The following is a 15,662-nucleotide window of genomic DNA, read 5'->3' as shown; positions in this document are numbered from 1 at the left end:
GCTCATAAATTAAGTTCTAGACCAAGTTGATAAAGTTGGTTTTTCTTTAATCCATATTGTTCAGCGGTGACTGCGGCCGCCTTTTTTAGAGGCAACTCTTTGACCAAAAGCTTAAGTAAATTGAGTGCATCCGCTGACACTTCTGTTTTATCTTGTTTTTCACCGGCGATCATTAATACAAATTCGCCCCTTTGGTGATTTACGTCCGCTTCAAGCCAAGTTAAACAGTCGAGTGCACTGCCAGAGTAAAAGGTTTCAAAGGTTTTTGTCAGCTCCTTTGCCACTACCATTTGCCGGTTCTCACCCAACTCCGCCACTATTTGTTTTACCGTATCTGCCACCCTACGAGGAGATTCATAAAACACACTCGTACTGGTTTCTGTCATCAATCGCTGCAACGCCTGCTGCTTTGCAACAGCTTTAACAGGTAAAAACCCTGCAAACTTAAACCTATCTGTAGCTAAACCTGCAGCACATAATGCGGTGATAGCCGCGCAGGGTCCAGGCAAAGGCACTACCTTCACCTCTGCTTCTCTGCACTGGCTAACCAGCCCATAACCGGGGTCGCTAATCAGTGGCGTACCTGCATCGGAAATTAGCGCAATATTTTGACCTAGTTTTACTTTTTCGATGAGCTGTATAGCTCGCTGGGATTCATTATGATCATGCAACGAGGTGAGTCGCGTCGAAATATCATAGTGTTGTAACAACCGCTGACTATGCCGAGTATCTTCAGCCGCAATCAGATCCACTTCTGCCAAAATACGTAAGGCCCTAAGGGTAATGTCTTCCAAATTGCCAATAGGCGTAGCGACGATATATAACGTGCCTGACTCAATCAATGATAACTCTCCAAATTAAAGCAATGGTCTAACCATGTTCCAAGTATAAGTTTTTTCGCTCAACCCAATAACAAAGCATTAGATATTTATATCCGATACTATAAACTAACACGGGTATAATCACTTTATTTAATGGGTATCAGCGATGAGTTTTCGAGCGTTAATGGTTTTTTGTATCGCTATTTTGATTTTTTTTTCTTGTTCTAGCAGTCCTACTCGGCCAACCCCAAAAAACCTAGAAAAACCATCTAAAGAAATCATCGAAGTAACCAAAGACAGTGCTTATTACCTTAATCATGCTAAACAACATTATGCTCTGACCAATAATCTTTACCAACGTAACGATTATCTTCTTCAAGCCGCCGAAGCATTGCAGTTTGAACAACAATGTGAAAAAAGCATCAGAATGTTAAATGTGCTTCAGCCAGAGCTACAAGATAATCGCCACATCACACAAGGGAAGTTGATTTTAGCTGAGTGTTACCTGGTTTTGTCTAATGAGGCATTTGACAAGGTAGAAGCCATACTTGCCGATATAAAAGAAGATTATGGTTATCAAGGGCGAATTTCAGCGGTGCAAGCACAGCTCCAAGTTAACAAGAAACAATGGTTACAAGCAGCAATAGCATTACAACACACAGACATTGAAGAACCGAATAAGACCCAAACCATCTGGCAATGGGTTAATAAGCTAGACTTAAGAGATTTAGAAAAAGCGCGACTGTCTGAAACCTCACTGCAACCTTGGTTGCAACTAGCCATCATAGTAAAACGTTTTGCCTTAGAGTCTGAGCAATTTAACCAGCAACTGGTTAATTGGCAAAGTAGACATTTGGGGCACCCGCTAGTGACTAACCTGCCTGAAGAAATACAACAATCGTTATTACAAGCGCCGATCCAAGCAAAACGTATTGCGGTACTGTTACCCTTAAGTGGCAGGCTAGCGAATCAAGGTATAGCCATAAAAGAAGGGATACTGGCCGCTTATTTGGAAAACCTTGATGCTGCAGAGCTTGACTCTAATAGTCCCGCTGAAGTTGCAGAGTCGGCAAAGGATACAATTTTGAGCAATACTACACAATATCGTAAACTTCGCTTTTTTGATTCTGCCTTAAAAACAGCACAACAGCTAAATGAACTGGTCGCTGATTTTGATGTAGTTGTGGGTCCCTTGGTCAAAGAGAAAATCATTGAGCTGACCGCGGTGTTACCCAAAGATAAAATACTTTTGGCGTTAAATAGAGTGGAGTTAACCACTCATGCCACTGAGATTACACAAATGGATAAGTTGCAAGAATCCAATTCCGTCAATGCTGAGCATTATTATTTTTCATTAGCACCCGAAGACGAGGCACAACAACTGGCGCAACACATACAAGAAAAACAATTAGTTAGACCCATAGTTTTTGCTGCAGATAATCCTACCACCCAAAGAATGGCTGCGGCATTTATTGCCAAATGGCAAACAACACCTAACGCTACTCAACCGGACTTAACCATATTCACAGACAACAAAGACATGCGTATTCAAGTGTCAGAAATGTTAGACGTCGCCCAAAGTGAAAAGCGTATTGAACAAATGGAAAGGCTAGCTGATGTCGAAGTGTTTGGCGTGGAAAGAAATCGTCGAGATATCGATGCCATAGTATTGTTTGCCAATCCTGAACAAACCGCGCTGCTCAATCCTATTATTGAAGCCAGTCTCAGCCCTTTTGCTCGGAAATCATTATCGGTGTTTGCGTCTTCCCGCAGTTATAGTGTCGACCTGAATAGTAATAGCCTTAGAGATTTACGCAATCTTACCTTCGCCGATATGCCATGGATGTTACCCGACCATAGTTGGCAACCATTGGCGAATCAAAGTAAGCAAATTTGGCCGCAAAGGCAAGATACCCTGTTAAGACTCTTTGCTATGGGTTTCGACGCCTATAACTTGTTACCGAATTTACGTCGTTTGAAGACACTGCCGCAATTAGTCAGCCACGGTTTAACAGGTGAAATCAATGTAGACAACCGAGGCGTGCTTCACAGGCGTCTACCTTGGGCTCAAGTGGCCCAAGACCGAGTAAAATTACTTGCAATGGATTAAGCAAGCGCTCTCTACTTTAATCGGCAGTGAGGCAGAACGTTTGGCTCGAACCTTCTTAGAGCAACAAGGTCTTAGGTTTGTGATGCAAAATTACCGTTGCCGCACAGGTGAAATAGACTTAATTATGCAAGACCAAGATGAACTGGTGTTTGTGGAAGTAAAATATCGAAGTAACAGTCAACACGGTGCTGCCATCGAATTTTTTCATGCTAGCAAAAAACGTAAGTTTGAATCTGCGGTTATGCATTATATGCAAGAAAAGGGCTTTAATCCGAGCATAGTCCCACATAGAATTGACTTAGTGGGTATTGAAGGCAAGGGTCAACAACCACATGATATCAATTGGTTAAAAAGTATTTAATCCACGCGCGGCAAACTTAAAAACAATTTACATAGGAGTGTTATGTTAAATAGCATTAAGGCCAATTTTACTGAAAGTATTCAAATTAAAATTGCCTCAATTGAGTTATTACCAGAGCCCATTTCAAATGCCACTTATATGATGGTTAACGCACTGATTAATGGCAATAAAATACTATGCTGCGGCAACGGTGGTTCAGCGGTAATTGCGCAGCACTTTGCTTCTTTGTTATTGAATAAATTTGAACGTGAAAGGCCCAGTTTACCCGCCCTTGCACTGACGGCTGATGGCGCGACTCTGTCCGCTATTGCAAACGACTTTTCATTTGATGAGGTATATTCAAAACAAGTAAGTGCCCTTGGTCAAGCAGGCGACATTTTGTTTGTCATATCCACTAGTGGTAACTCCCATAACGTGATCAAAGCTATGGAGGCAGCTCTTAGCCGTGATATGACCATAGTCGCCTTAACAGGCATGGACGGTGGCAAAATGGAAGGATTAGTCAGTCAGCACGATGTAGAAATCCGTGTCCCGTCGAACCGTACAGCGCGTATTCAAGAAGTCCATTATTTAGTGGTACATAGTCTTTGTGAGGGAATAGACAATTGTTTGTTCCCTGAAAATTTTCAGGAGTAATACATGCTAAAAAATAAATCTATCTGTCTGCCATTAATACTCTCAGCCAGCCTATTATTGCAAAGCTGTGCAGGTTTAATCATAGGAGCAGGTGTAGGTGCAGCATCTGTAGCACATGATAGACGAACAATAGGCACCCAGGTTGACGATACGACTGCCGCGGGTCGTATATCTAATGCCTTGTCAAAAGACATGGCAATACAAGAACAAACCAGCATCACGGTTCAAGTATTTAATGGCACCGCTTTATTGGTAGGTCAGGCCCCGACTCAGGAACTGATATATCAAGCCGAAAGACTGGCTTCGACAGTGAAAAATATCAAAAAACTCCATAACCAAATTCGTTTAGGCTCGCCTATACCGGCAGGCGTAGTAGCAAATGATGCATGGTTAGCCTCAAAGATTAAAACTAAGCTGATTGCAGACAAACGCATTGATGGCCTACACATTGAGATAGAGGTCGAAAACGGTGAAGTCTTTTTGATGGGGCTAGTCAGTGAGCAGGAATCCAATATTGCAGTAGATATCACCCGCAATATCACTGGTGTAAAACAAGTGATTAAAGCATTTGAATATACTTAAGCTAAGCATTTATAAAAAAAGCGCCTTGAAGGCGCTTTTTTTTGGATTCACTATTTTTAATGCAGCTATTTAACAACCGTTAAAGTAGGCTTACCTTTCTTTGGCTTTGGTGCGCTTTCTTGAGCTGTTGTCTGCTCTTCCACTTCACCCGAGCCAATGTTTTCTTCAACAGTAAATACTGTACCCGCACCGTTTTCTTTGGCATAGATAGCTAATACCGCAGGACAAGGCACAACAAGATTCCTAGGAACACCACCAAATCGCGCATTAAACACAATGTCTCTCAATCCTAACTGTAAATTACCAGTAGATGCGGGAGACACGTTTAGCACTATTTGACCGTCCTGGACAAACTCTTGCGGAACCTGAGTTCCGGCATAATGCGCATCTACAACTATGTAAGGAGTGAGATTATTATCTACAATCCACTCATAAAATGCGCGTAACAAATAAGGTTGATTAGGTGTCATATCACTTCTACCCGTTAAAGTGGGTTGTGTATTTCACGTTCTTGGTCGGTCAATGACGCGATAAAAGAAGGTCGTTCAAAAATACGCTTCATATACGCCTTCACGTCTTTACTACCAGTACCAGTTAATTCGATGCCCAAAGCTGGTAAACGCCACAACAAGGGGGCTAAATAACAATCCACTAGACTAAATTCTTCACTCATAAAATAAGGTGTTTCAGCAAATAGTGGCGCTAACGATAAAAAGGCTTCACGTAACTCATTACGAGTGGCTTCTAAATCACCTTTTTTCGCCATGATTTTTTCAGCTAATACATACCAATCATTTTGAATACGATGCATAGTCAAACGACTTTGACCACGAGATACAGGGTAAACCGGCATAAGTGGTGGATGCGGGAAACGCTCATCCAAATATTCCATGATGATATGTGAGTTATATAAAACCAACTCTCTATCAATTAATGTTGGAACAGTACCATAGGGATTTAGTTCAAGAAGATCTTCTGGCAACTCATTAGGATCCGTAAAACTGATTTCTACACCAACACCTTTCTCGGCTAACACTATACGTGCTTGGTGGCTGTATATATCTATTGTGTCTGAAAACAACGTCATGATTGAACGTTTATTGGCGGCTACAGCCATCTATATATCTCCTAAATGTCTTACATAATCGCATAGTGTCTAAGATAGCGTCTTAGGTATCTATGCTTTGTTCTTTATTAGTGATTTGTAGGTCACAATCTACTAATTAAAAACGGAAAAGAAAGGGGCATATACGTTAGATATAGCCCCTATCAAAAATTTTGCGGATTATACACTAAATTCAATAAAAAAGTGTCATGAATTAATGCACATCCCTCCAATATTCTTTCTTCAATAAATACACTAACACTAGCAGCACCAGTAAAAATATCATGACCCAACGGCCGATTTGCTCTGATTGCAAGCGAGAGGGCTCACCGATATACACTAAGTAATTTACTAAATCTAACACTGCTGTGTCGTACTCAGCTGCACTTAGTTCGCCACTGCCGTCCGCTTTAATGCCAACATAACGTTCGACCATTTCGCCATCAACCAACATTTTTTCTGTGGTTTTTCTGGGCACACCTTGAAGCTCTTGTAACGCATGGGGCATACCTACGTCAGGGAACACTAAGTTATTGACACCAAACTTGGTACTTTCATCAGCGTAAAAGCTTCTTAAATAAGTATAAATCCAATCTGCACCACGCACCCTAGCGACTAAAGTTAAATCAGGAGGCGGTGCACCAAACCATTTAGCGGCTGACTCCGCAGGCATAGCATTTTTGATATGCTCACCAGGCTTCTCGCCCGTAAATTGCAAGTATTCTTGTCCTAAATCTACAGGGATACCTAAGTCGTCAAAAGTACGTTGGTATCGCTGATATTGAGTTTGATGACAACCTAAACAGTAATTCATGAACAACTTTGCGCCGGTTTGCAACGACGCTTTATCGGTTAAGTCATATTCGGCTTTATCAAGATGTACATTGCCACCAGCAGCCATTACACCCATGGGTAACAACAAGGACAATACAAAAATTATCTTTCTCATTCTGTGATCCTCGCAGGTACCGGTATAGTGCGTTCATTTTTGCTGTATATAAATAACAAAACAAAGAAACCAAAATACATGATGGTTAGTATTTGAGATGCAATTATTTTCCAATTTTCTTGAGGTGTGCCACCTAAGTAACCAAGAAAGATAAAAACGGCAGCAAAAATGATTAGGTTCCATCTATGCAATCCACAGCGATAACGCCAAGATTTCACTTTACCTCTATCCAGCCAAGGTAGCAGCGCTAAGAATATAATCGCCGCGAACATTGCAATAACACCACCTAGTTTATGAGGTACGGCTTTCAAAATGGCGTAGAAAGGCGTGAAATACCATACTGGGAAGATATGCTCAGGGGTTTTTAACGGGTTCGCAATTTCAAAGTTTGGATGTTCAAGGAAATATCCGCCCATTTCTGGATTGAAGAACATGATGTAACAGAAAGCCAACAAGAAGAAACTAAAGCCAACCAAATCTTTCAACACTATATGTGGAAAGAACGGCACTATATCGTCGACGATGTCGTATTTACTGGTGTAATACTCGTGAATTTTGAAATTAGTCTTTTCTTCTTCTTTAAGCGAACCTTTCTTACGCTTAACATCGGTGCCATCAGGGTTATTAGAACCAACTTCATGCAAGGCGACTATGTGCAAGAACACCAAAATCACGATAACTAAAGGTAATGCAATGACATGTAACGCAAAGAAACGGTTAAGTGTGGCACCAGAGATAACGTAGTCACCTTGGATCCAGATAACCAAGTCAGGACCAATCACTGGAATAGCACTAAACAAAGATACAATTACCTGTGCGCCCCAATAAGACATTTGTCCCCAAGGCAACACATATCCCATAAAGGCTTCTGCCATTAGGGCTAAGTAAATAAACATACCGAACAACCACAATAATTCACGAGGCTTTTGATAAGAGCCGTAAATCATGCCTCTGAACATATGTAAATACACAACAATAAAGAACGCCGACGCCCCAGTACTATGCATATAGCGGAGTATGTAGCCGTATTCAACATCACGCATGATGTATTCCACTGAAGCAAATGCTTCTTCAGCAGTAGGTGTAAAACTCATCGTCAGCCATACACCAGTGACAATTTGGTTAACTAGTACAATAGTGGCCAAAAACCCAAACATGTACCAAAAGTTCATATTTCGAGGGGCCGGATATTGAATTGCGTGCATATTAGCAACGCGCATTATGGGGAGACGATACTCAACCCAATCCATCAAATTTTTCCACATGTTATGCTGCCCCTTCTTCGGAACCAATCAAAATAGTATTGTCATCAATAAACATATAGGGCGGCACCACTAGGTTCAAACCAGCGGGTACGTTTTGAAACACGCGGCCTGCCATGTCAAATTTGGAACCGTGGCAAGGACAGAAAAAGCCTTCTTCTACACCTTCTACGTATTCCGCAAAAGCACCGTCTTTTAAATGTTGAGGAGAACAACCTAAATGGGTGCAAATCCCTACTAACACCAAGTATTCTTCTTTCAAAGAACGGTAAGCATTTTTTGCAAACTCAGGTTGTTGCTCTTCATCGGAGTTGGGATCTTTTAGTTGATCGTCATGGGTAAGCAAAGAAGCTAATAACTCAGGTGTCCGACGCGCAATCCATACAGGTTTGCTTCGCCAAATAACCCGAATCAGTTGACCTGGTTCGATCTTACTTATATCGGCTTCGATATCCGCCCCAGCAGCTTTCGCTTTAATACTTGGGTTCCAGGATGCGATAAACGGCACTGCAGCACCGACTACACCGACACCACCCACAACAGAAGTCGCCACCGTTAAAAATCGGCGTCTATTACTATTGCTTGGCTGGTTTTCGGTTTCAGACGAATCATGGGCATCTAAAGATACATTGCTCATCCACTAATCTCCGAGGGTTAATTTGGCTGACACTTTATATTTTGAATGATATTTGACTCAAAAAATAAAGTTTTTCTATTAACCGAAAATGATAAAAGAAAACCCACATAAAAGACAAGGAAATCGTCAATAAAATGAAGAATTACTGATACTTAAGACATTTTTAAGAGAATATTGAAGGGATGATGTTTTTTTGTACAAATCCTAAGCAATAAAAAACCCAGCAAAAGCTGGGTTTTTGAAAATACATGTCGTCGGACAATTAACGTTTTGAGAATTGAGGACGTTTACGTGCTTTATGAAGACCCACTTTCTTACGCTCAACTTTACGTGCATCACGAGTAACAAAGCCCGCTTTACGTAATGCTGGACGAAGTGTTTCGTCAAATTCCATCAAGGCACGTGTAATGCCGTGACGAATTGCACCAGCTTGACCACTAATACCACCACCAGCAACGGTGATGTACAAGTCAAACTTTTCAGTCATTTCAACAAGTTCTAGCGGTTGACGCACGATCATACGTGCAGTCTCACGACCAAAGAACACGTCAAGAGGACGTTGATTAACTACAATGTTGCCACTACCTGCACGAAGAAAAACACGAGCGGTAGAACTTTTGCGTCGGCCAGTGCCGTAATATTGATTATCTGCCATCTGTAATGCTCCTTAAAGGTCTAAGACTTGAGGCTGCTGAGCAGCATGTGTATGCTCAGGACCAGCGAAGACTTTCATTTTGCGGAACATATCGCGTCCAAGAGGACCTTTAGGCAACATACCTTTAACCGCTTTTTCAATGATCATCTCTGGTTTGAAAGCTTGTAACTTCTCAAAGGTTGTATCTTTAAGACCGCCTGGATAACCAGAATGAGAATAATAAATTTTGCCCTTGGCTTTGTTGCCAGTAACAGTGATTTTCTCAGCGTTGATCACAACTATGTAATCTCCAGTATCCACATGAGGTGTGTACTCTGGCTTATGCTTACCGCGTAAACGGCTAGCAATCTCAGTCGCTAAACGACCAAGAGTTTTGTCTGCGGCGTCAACCACATACCATTCACGTTTTACCGTTTCTGGCTTTGCAACAAAAGTTTTCATTTAAAATTACCCGAAATATATAAATAATCGTTACATGATTTTGTGTTCGATATTTTACTACCGACTGCTACACAAAACCGCTAAAAATCAATACTTTGACCCCTTCGAGTCGTATGATTCATCCGCTTTCCCACAAGCGGGGGCAACTGGGCAGGGCGCGAATTATACAGAAGTTGCAAGAAAAGGCGAGGGTAAATTTTGACCTTTTTGTTATTTAACGCTTAGGTACTAAAAGAGCGGGATCTAATCTTTCTTTAAACCAATTAATTCGCCAATCTAAATGGGACCCAGTCGCTCGACCTGTGGCACCAATTTCAGCAACTAATTCACCTTGTTTAACTGTTGTTCCTGCAGGAACGTGGCCTTTGCTTAGATGCAAAAATGTAGATGACACCCCATGACCGTGATCAATAATCATGGTGCCACCTGAATAATACATGTCGGGAACAAACAAAGTCACAATGCCATTTGCTGGTGCATATACAGGCGTCCCCGTTGCCGCAGCGACATCCACACCAAAATGGGGGCGTTTTGGAATACCATTAAACACTCGTTGACTGCCATACACGCCACTAATAGGACCAGCAGCGGGCCAAATGAAGTCTTGATAAAAATCGCTTCGTTCAGCATTTAAGGTTCGCGCTTTACCCACTTGTTGATTATCTAACTTTATGCGCTCACTCACCTCTTTCGGTGGGCTAACGTATTTACCAGGAATACCTTCAATTTTCTGGATATCGTACGTTCTTGCCTGTAGTTCCAAAGGTTGAGAATGTTCAGTGCCTTGATTATCAAGCCATTTAAGTTGGTGTGTTAGTTTGGCATCTCGACCAAAGCCAAACGCAAAATACCCTTCTGGAGAAATTTTCAGTGGCGCGTCATTCAACCAAACTTTGCTCCCTTCCGGGACCAAACCTCTAATTAAACTACCTTGAGTCAATTCGCCTTTCAGATGCAGATCACTTGCGTTCACCGAGCAGGCTAAAAAACTCAATATTGAAAACAAACAAATAACTACTGACTTAAGCAAAAGCGATCGCTCCTTTACCTACTCCTTCGTAAGCTAAAACCTTGAAATCGCTATCACTTTTTAGGCGTTTATGTTCATCTGCCATAAACTGCGCCAAACATTCTACTGTGGTATCAGTATCCATTATTTCTGATTCGGCCTTTGGAATAGCCAACTCAAATCTACCTTGGGATGATTCATAAGCAAATATATGGTGTTGTTCAGCATCACCTTTAGGCAAACAAAAAACGGTTTTGCTGACATCGACTATATCCTCAGTCGACCCGATGTAGATATCACACCATCGCTTCGCCCAATACTCTTGCCAAGTGATACTTTCTAGTTGGTTCTCAAAGACCACAACCTTAGAACGATGACCGTGGGCAATACGTTGGCAATTACCATCATGTTTTTTAAGGCCATGGGTGTAGTGATAAAAAGGTGTGTTAATCACTTCTGCACGTAGATTAAGTTCTATACCCGCCACGTTTTCGGGTAAATGAGTGGCAATGACGTCTTTAAGATAATCACTTACTGACGCCATAGTGACATTTTGTGAATACACAAAGGCATAAGCTTCGGCAGGGCAATTTAAATGTATCGATTTGCCATTTGGACGAATAAAATCGACTTTTACAGTGTCGGATTTTTCATCATGTTCAACACTACTATATGAATGTTCTACTGGCACTAGCAGTTTGTGGTCGATATATTCATCGATTAGCTGTTTAAGCTGTTTCTTCACTTTACCAAAATCCAGCACCATGCTTTCTTCATTCAAATCACCGCTTAGGATCACGTCGACTATCCAGCTTTCGCCTACCATGCCTCGCTCTGGGCAAAGATAAGAAAAATCCATAACGGTTAAATCATTAACGAATAATTGCATAAAAAGTGTGTCTATCCTGTGCTGTGTAAAGTGTCTGTGATGTCAGTTAATACATTATAAAGATAACTCGTCAGATGTCAGCTTTGTGACTTCAAAAGTTGATCTTTCAAATTAGGTGGAATGCCACGGATCATCAAAGTATCCGACCCTGCATCGTAACTCACTCTATCTCCTAACAATTTACGCTCGAAACTGAGTGATATTCCCCCACCCTGACCACTGAACTTAGCTAAAGTTTTTAATACACCACGGTCAGCCTGAAATTGCTCTTCAACAGGCAATTCTGCACTTTGGTTAAATTCTTCAAAACTCACATGATCACTGGGCAGTTTGGCCGCCAGCTCTTGAATTTGAATATCCTCACCTAACTCGAGCTTTTCTTTGTAATAATTGGAAACCGTTTCTCGCGCTTGGTGTTTTTCTTCGGGATCTAATTGTTCAGCCGCTAAAAACGCATCCACTGTGGTCAATAGCTGTTTATTCTGTTGTTTAATATCGACTAATTCTTCGCACCCAATAAAGTGCATAAAGAAATCAGACACTTTGCGTCCCATACGCCCTTTAATAAAACTAATATAACGCATCTGTTCAGCCGTCACGGCTAATTGCGTTAAATCAATTCTTACCGCCAATTGCATTTTTGCTAAATCTAGATGATCACTACTGCTTAACTCTAAATCGCGATTTATCTCAACATGTTCCTTAGTATTAATAATCGCAATCATTAAATAATCAGTGGCCAAAAACTGGTAATGGCTAAATACCACAAAGCCGGTTTCCAATGTACCGGTATCAATTAAAGACTTTTTCAATAACTCACTGGCTTGAATACTAAACTCAACAAAATCGGTTTCTTCAGACTGCATGTCTGCTAACAAGGTTTTAAAAGACACAGGATGAGGCGTCAGTACTTGTGGTTCTTCTGAGTCTGAGGGTCCTTCATTACCTGAGGGCTCTTTACTGACACTGACTATCTCAGCATTTTCAGAAGCAAACGCCCCTACCCCTTTACCGGGTTTAGTATTAAAAGCATGGTTGATTTGTTGCGCCAAGCTTTCTATCTCGGGGCTGACATCAAAACAACTCGCTCTAGGAACCAAGGTTAGTTCTTGTTGTTGGTTAACGGCTAATTGGTGTACTACAAAGTGATGGATCAACGCACTCACATTTTATCCTTACAAAAATCAATTAAATTGGGTCGCTGGTTTATTCGCATTTTATCTAGACCATTGTTACTATCGCATTAATTTACATTGCTATTATTTTTGAGCTAAGCAACATGCCACAACAATCCAAATACTCTGACAGCCAATTTGAAGCCATCATGCATGACGTCATCATTGCTTTAGAGAAGAATAAAGCCAATCGGGACCTATCACTAATGGTGTTAGGTAATGTCATTACTAGTATTTTCCACCAGCAAGTTCCAGAAAACCAGCGCCAACAAATGGCCGAACAGTTTACACAAGTGCTATTAAAAAGTATCAATGGAAAATAAAAAAAGGTCGACAGGTTAAATGATCCTAGCAGAAACTCCGCGCAGAAAATTAGTCACCCAGTTAGTTAATTGGGGACATTGGTTTGCGCTGCTTAATATTATAATTGCAGTCACTATAGCGGCTATTTATATTCTTAACTCTCCAGCACCTGGCTCTGCCATAGGCACATTTTATCTATTCACAAATTGGATAAGCCATATTGGTTTTTTAACCTTTTTTAGTTTTGTGATACTCATTTTACCACTTTGTTATTTAGTACCTAATGCGAAAACGGTAAAAGTGTTAAGTTCAGTTTTAGCGGCTTCAGGCTTAGCCTTATTGGCCTTTGATGCATTACTATACAATAAATACGGCGTACACCTTAGCCTGAACTCGGCAGAACTGATACGGACTGAAACACAAACTGCTATCGCTCAGTTTGGTTGGCAACAATGGGGCTTTTTACTGCTATTGTTTGTGGTTTGGTTATCGTTTCAATTAATTGTCGCCAATGCCCTTTGGCAAAGAATCGCGAGATTGCAAAAACGTAAATTAGGTTTACCTATTAGTATCTTTTTTGTGAGCTGTTTTGTTGTCAGCCATGCCTTGCATGTTTGGGCTGATGCGAATTTATATCAACCCATAGTGCAGCAAGATAACATGTTTCCTTTATCTTATCCGGCTACAGCTAAAACCTTGATGGCCAGATATAGTTTGCTCGATATAGAAGACTACCAACAACGCAAAGCACTGCAATTCAATCAAACCATCAAAGGTATTGCATACCCTGCTGAACCAGTTTATTGCTCAGTCACTAGTAATAAAAAAGTATTATTATTGTCGTTGATAGCGGGAGAAATGCCGAACTCCATAGAAGGTTTGTCCAAGTTTGAAAATCATTATCTACTGCAATCCTCAGTGGATAGCGGTATCACCACTGTCTTGTATGGACTACCTGAGCTGTATCATGGCGCGTTAAAAAGTTACTCGCCATTATTGCTGCAGTTACCCAATTCTATGGGACTTAACGTATCTATCTATCTTCAGAATATAAAAAACCAAAGGCTTACACCTTACCAACAAGATTGGCAGCAGTTTAAACAGGATATTTTCAATGCTTCGAGTAATTTATCGGTTGGGTTTGTACAAGCATCACAATTAAGTGAGCTTTTAACGGATGAAGTGTTAGCCCAGTATCAAGTTATAGTTACTGACCTAGTTAAACAAAACACTTCGAATATTCCGTTATTTAGTAATTTAACCATCAATAAATCCATGTCCAGCTTGGAAGATATGGCGCCAACTGCATTAAATTTATTAGGCTGTGAAGCCAAGCCTCAAGCCTACAGTACGGGCAATACACTCACCCAGAATAGCAACCTCAACTATATTGTTAGTACACAAGGTAGCAAAGTATTACTACTGACTAATGAACAACGAATTGAGATCATGAATAACGGTAACCTACGCGTATTTGATCTAAAAACCGGTGACGAAGCCTTTAGCCAGGTTGATCCCAATATTCTTAGCCAAGGCATTAAACACTTAAGTCGCTTCTCAGCTAAACGTTCAAATAAAGTCTTATAGTTCTAATCCCAATTCCAATAAAAAAGAGGTCACTTTTTTATTGGAATTGCTCTCCTAAATTGCAGTATTTCGAATTAAGTTAGCTCATTTTCAGATGTTTTTTGCATTTCTGTATTGACATCAAATTAAAAGCACCATAATGTAAATGATAATTATTATCATTTACATTATGGTGCTTTATGTCCTTTCGTTACTGCTTTACTTTTTCTGCCGTAGAGATGTCTGTTCGTTATGGTGACAGCACCACTAACGACGACATCATTAATTGTTACGTGCATATGGGTTTGGAACGGGCTAAAGGTCTTACAAACATTGTTGCGGTGCGAAATGCTCACATGAGGGTGCTCAACACCTTAATTGAAACTATGTGTGACCACTGTCTTTCTAGGGTTTGGCGTAAACAGTGTTATCGCTATATCAAGCGCTTAATGCCACTGTTATATGAAATGTTAGACCCACAGCGATACCAGCAAAAAACCCAAGAAATCCAAACGTTATACACCTTTTACTTTGAAGAACACCAAAACAGTAAGCAGCGACACAATTCGCAACACTCACCTTTATCTAGTATTAAAAAACAGCCTTGAATCGCCAACAATAAACAGGAGTTTGCCATGACAGAGTACAAATTTATTTGTCTAAACCATAGGTTTTGGGTCGATGAACATCCACAAGAGGCTTTTGGTAGCGTTCAGCAGATGACAAAGATGGCTGAACATTTATTGCAAAAAAATCAACCAAGCCAAGCAATTCCGATTTTGGGAACGGCCTTTGAAACAGCGGAAATCATTTTTGATAAACGCTTAGAATCCCCCCAATTGACCACGAGTTTAACTTCATTAGCCATTATGCTAGCCCATGCCTATGCCGCAACAAATCAAATTGAAATCGCCCATTCCTTACTGCATCGCCTAAATAAAAAATTGAACTGCGCAATTGATTGCGCCTTAGGGTACGCCACTAAAGTCGCATTTTTTGAACATTGCTCAAGAGCAATTGTGGAGGCTAAAAACGACATAATGTTAGCTACTGCAACACCCACAGTAGAAAGCAGTCATTACTCACAAATTCACTAAAAACAGTATTTAGCTATTGACATAACCCTAACACGATGGATAATGAGAACCATTCTCATTACTG

Annotated in this window: 19 protein-coding genes; 8 read left to right on the top strand and 11 right to left on the bottom strand. The window is 40.8% G+C overall.

Annotated features, from left to right (window positions below; all coding sequences use genetic code 11):
- Window positions 1-2: 2 nt before the first annotated feature.
- Window positions 3-842, bottom strand: a complete 840-nt coding sequence (rsmI, locus tag AAC000_RS13980; protein WP_339723406.1) for a 16S rRNA (cytidine(1402)-2'-O)-methyltransferase — start codon at window positions 840-842, stop codon at window positions 3-5.
- Between the two features lie 145 nt (window positions 843-987).
- On the opposite strand from rsmI, the gene AAC000_RS13975 reads away from it, so the two are divergent.
- From AAC000_RS13975 to AAC000_RS13960, 4 genes are read left to right on the top strand one after another with little or no spacing between them, the layout of a single operon-like run.
- Window positions 988-2,931, top strand: a complete 1,944-nt coding sequence (locus AAC000_RS13975) for a penicillin-binding protein activator (RefSeq protein WP_339723405.1) — start codon at window positions 988-990, stop codon at window positions 2,929-2,931.
- Window positions 2,918-3,292, top strand: coding sequence for a YraN family protein (locus AAC000_RS13970; RefSeq protein ID WP_339723404.1), 375 nt, complete (start codon window positions 2,918-2,920; stop codon window positions 3,290-3,292). The genes AAC000_RS13975 and AAC000_RS13970 overlap by 14 nt, the downstream gene beginning before the upstream one ends.
- A gap of 42 nt (window positions 3,293-3,334) precedes the next feature.
- Window positions 3,335-3,928, top strand: a complete 594-nt coding sequence (locus AAC000_RS13965; RefSeq protein WP_339723403.1) for a phosphoheptose isomerase — start codon at window positions 3,335-3,337, stop codon at window positions 3,926-3,928.
- Between the two features lie 3 nt (window positions 3,929-3,931).
- Window positions 3,932-4,510, top strand: coding sequence for a BON domain-containing protein (locus AAC000_RS13960; RefSeq protein WP_339723402.1), 579 nt, complete (start codon window positions 3,932-3,934; stop codon window positions 4,508-4,510).
- Between the two features lie 65 nt (window positions 4,511-4,575).
- Here the strand turns inward: AAC000_RS13960 and AAC000_RS13955 are convergent, their stop codons facing one another.
- The 10 genes from AAC000_RS13955 to yejK form a co-directional block, all read right to left on the bottom strand.
- Window positions 4,576-4,980, bottom strand: a complete 405-nt coding sequence (locus AAC000_RS13955; protein ID WP_339723401.1) for a ClpXP protease specificity-enhancing factor — start codon at window positions 4,978-4,980, stop codon at window positions 4,576-4,578.
- Window positions 4,981-4,994: 14 nt separating this feature from the next.
- On the bottom strand, window positions 4,995-5,627 hold the full coding sequence (gene sspA / locus AAC000_RS13950; protein ID WP_339723400.1) for a stringent starvation protein SspA: 633 nt from the start codon (window positions 5,625-5,627) through the stop codon (window positions 4,995-4,997).
- A 202-nt stretch (window positions 5,628-5,829) separates the two neighbouring features.
- Window positions 5,830-6,564, bottom strand: coding sequence for a cytochrome c1 (locus AAC000_RS13945; RefSeq protein WP_339723399.1), 735 nt, complete (start codon window positions 6,562-6,564; stop codon window positions 5,830-5,832).
- Window positions 6,561-7,829 (bottom strand): cytochrome b N-terminal domain-containing protein, encoded by a 1,269-nt coding sequence (locus tag AAC000_RS13940; RefSeq protein ID WP_339723398.1) that lies wholly within the window; start codon window positions 7,827-7,829, stop codon window positions 6,561-6,563. The genes AAC000_RS13945 and AAC000_RS13940 overlap by 4 nt, the downstream gene beginning before the upstream one ends.
- 1 nt (window position 7,830) lies before the next feature.
- On the bottom strand, window positions 7,831-8,463 hold the full coding sequence (gene petA, locus AAC000_RS13935) for a ubiquinol-cytochrome c reductase iron-sulfur subunit (RefSeq protein ID WP_339723397.1): 633 nt from the start codon (window positions 8,461-8,463) through the stop codon (window positions 7,831-7,833).
- A 262-nt stretch (window positions 8,464-8,725) separates the two neighbouring features.
- Complete coding sequence (gene rpsI, locus AAC000_RS13930; protein WP_215927513.1) at window positions 8,726-9,118, bottom strand: 30S ribosomal protein S9; 393 nt, start codon at window positions 9,116-9,118, stop codon at window positions 8,726-8,728.
- A gap of 12 nt (window positions 9,119-9,130) precedes the next feature.
- Window positions 9,131-9,559, bottom strand: a complete 429-nt coding sequence (gene rplM, locus AAC000_RS13925) for a 50S ribosomal protein L13 (protein WP_007625789.1) — start codon at window positions 9,557-9,559, stop codon at window positions 9,131-9,133.
- A 214-nt stretch (window positions 9,560-9,773) separates the two neighbouring features.
- Window positions 9,774-10,571 carry a M23 family metallopeptidase gene (locus tag AAC000_RS13920; protein ID WP_339723429.1) on the bottom strand — a complete coding sequence of 266 codons (798 nt, stop codon included), beginning with the start codon at window positions 10,569-10,571 and terminating at the stop codon, window positions 9,774-9,776.
- A gap of 10 nt (window positions 10,572-10,581) precedes the next feature.
- Entirely contained in the window at window positions 10,582-11,457 is an 876-nt protein-coding gene (locus AAC000_RS13915; protein ID WP_339723396.1) for a 6-carboxytetrahydropterin synthase, read from the bottom strand.
- Window positions 11,458-11,534: 77 nt separating this feature from the next.
- A complete protein-coding gene (gene yejK, locus AAC000_RS13910) occupies window positions 11,535-12,623 on the bottom strand; it encodes a nucleoid-associated protein YejK (protein ID WP_339723395.1) in 1,089 nt (362 codons plus the stop codon).
- A 113-nt stretch (window positions 12,624-12,736) separates the two neighbouring features.
- Between yejK and AAC000_RS13905 the strand changes: the two genes are divergently transcribed.
- The 4 genes from AAC000_RS13905 to AAC000_RS13890 all read left to right on the top strand — a co-directional run bounded on the left by AAC000_RS13905 (window position 12,737) and on the right by AAC000_RS13890 (window position 15,598).
- Complete coding sequence (locus tag AAC000_RS13905; protein WP_339723394.1) at window positions 12,737-12,955, top strand: DUF1414 domain-containing protein; 219 nt, start codon at window positions 12,737-12,739, stop codon at window positions 12,953-12,955.
- Window positions 12,956-12,974: 19 nt separating this feature from the next.
- A complete protein-coding gene (locus AAC000_RS13900) occupies window positions 12,975-14,522 on the top strand; it encodes a DUF3413 domain-containing protein (RefSeq protein WP_339723393.1) in 1,548 nt (515 codons plus the stop codon).
- A gap of 179 nt (window positions 14,523-14,701) precedes the next feature.
- Window positions 14,702-15,109 carry a hypothetical protein gene (locus AAC000_RS13895; protein WP_339723392.1) on the top strand — a complete coding sequence of 136 codons (408 nt, stop codon included), beginning with the start codon at window positions 14,702-14,704 and terminating at the stop codon, window positions 15,107-15,109.
- 27 nt (window positions 15,110-15,136) lie between these two features.
- Window positions 15,137-15,598: a hypothetical protein gene (locus AAC000_RS13890; RefSeq protein WP_339723391.1), complete on the top strand. Its 462-nt coding sequence runs from the start codon at window positions 15,137-15,139 to the stop codon at window positions 15,596-15,598.
- Window positions 15,599-15,662: the final 64 nt, after the last annotated feature.

This window comes from uncultured Paraglaciecola sp., from assembly GCF_963977085.1.
Taxonomy (GTDB): Bacteria; Pseudomonadota; Gammaproteobacteria; order Enterobacterales; family Alteromonadaceae; genus Paraglaciecola.
The sequence above is the reverse complement of the archived record's forward strand: the minus strand, read 5'-3'. Positions and strand labels throughout refer to the sequence as shown.

What these genes read in the sequence shown, in the direction of transcription:
- AAC000_RS13890 (WP_339723391.1), top strand. Translation starts at nt 15,137, where the DNA reads ATGACAGAGTACAAATTTATTTGTCTAAACCATAGGTTTTGGGTCGAT.
- rpsI (WP_215927513.1), bottom strand. Translation starts at nt 9,118, where the DNA reads ATGGCAGATAATCAATATTACGGCACTGGCCGACGCAAAAGTTCTACC.
- AAC000_RS13905 (WP_339723394.1), top strand. Translation starts at nt 12,737, where the DNA reads ATGCCACAACAATCCAAATACTCTGACAGCCAATTTGAAGCCATCATG.
- AAC000_RS13915 (WP_339723396.1), bottom strand. Translation starts at nt 11,457, where the DNA reads ATGCAATTATTCGTTAATGATTTAACCGTTATGGATTTTTCTTATCTT.
- AAC000_RS13900 (WP_339723393.1), top strand. Translation starts at nt 12,975, where the DNA reads ATGATCCTAGCAGAAACTCCGCGCAGAAAATTAGTCACCCAGTTAGTT.
- rplM (WP_007625789.1), bottom strand. Translation starts at nt 9,559, where the DNA reads ATGAAAACTTTTGTTGCAAAGCCAGAAACGGTAAAACGTGAATGGTAT.
- AAC000_RS13940 (WP_339723398.1), bottom strand. Translation starts at nt 7,829, where the DNA reads ATGTGGAAAAATTTGATGGATTGGGTTGAGTATCGTCTCCCCATAATG.
- AAC000_RS13895 (WP_339723392.1), top strand. Translation starts at nt 14,702, where the DNA reads ATGTCCTTTCGTTACTGCTTTACTTTTTCTGCCGTAGAGATGTCTGTT.
- sspA (WP_339723400.1), bottom strand. Translation starts at nt 5,627, where the DNA reads ATGGCTGTAGCCGCCAATAAACGTTCAATCATGACGTTGTTTTCAGAC.
- AAC000_RS13945 (WP_339723399.1), bottom strand. Translation starts at nt 6,564, where the DNA reads ATGAGAAAGATAATTTTTGTATTGTCCTTGTTGTTACCCATGGGTGTA.
- AAC000_RS13975 (WP_339723405.1), top strand. Translation starts at nt 988, where the DNA reads ATGAGTTTTCGAGCGTTAATGGTTTTTTGTATCGCTATTTTGATTTTT.
- petA (WP_339723397.1), bottom strand. Translation starts at nt 8,463, where the DNA reads ATGAGCAATGTATCTTTAGATGCCCATGATTCGTCTGAAACCGAAAAC.
- AAC000_RS13955 (WP_339723401.1), bottom strand. Translation starts at nt 4,980, where the DNA reads ATGACACCTAATCAACCTTATTTGTTACGCGCATTTTATGAGTGGATT.
- AAC000_RS13965 (WP_339723403.1), top strand. Translation starts at nt 3,335, where the DNA reads ATGTTAAATAGCATTAAGGCCAATTTTACTGAAAGTATTCAAATTAAA.
- AAC000_RS13960 (WP_339723402.1), top strand. Translation starts at nt 3,932, where the DNA reads ATGCTAAAAAATAAATCTATCTGTCTGCCATTAATACTCTCAGCCAGC.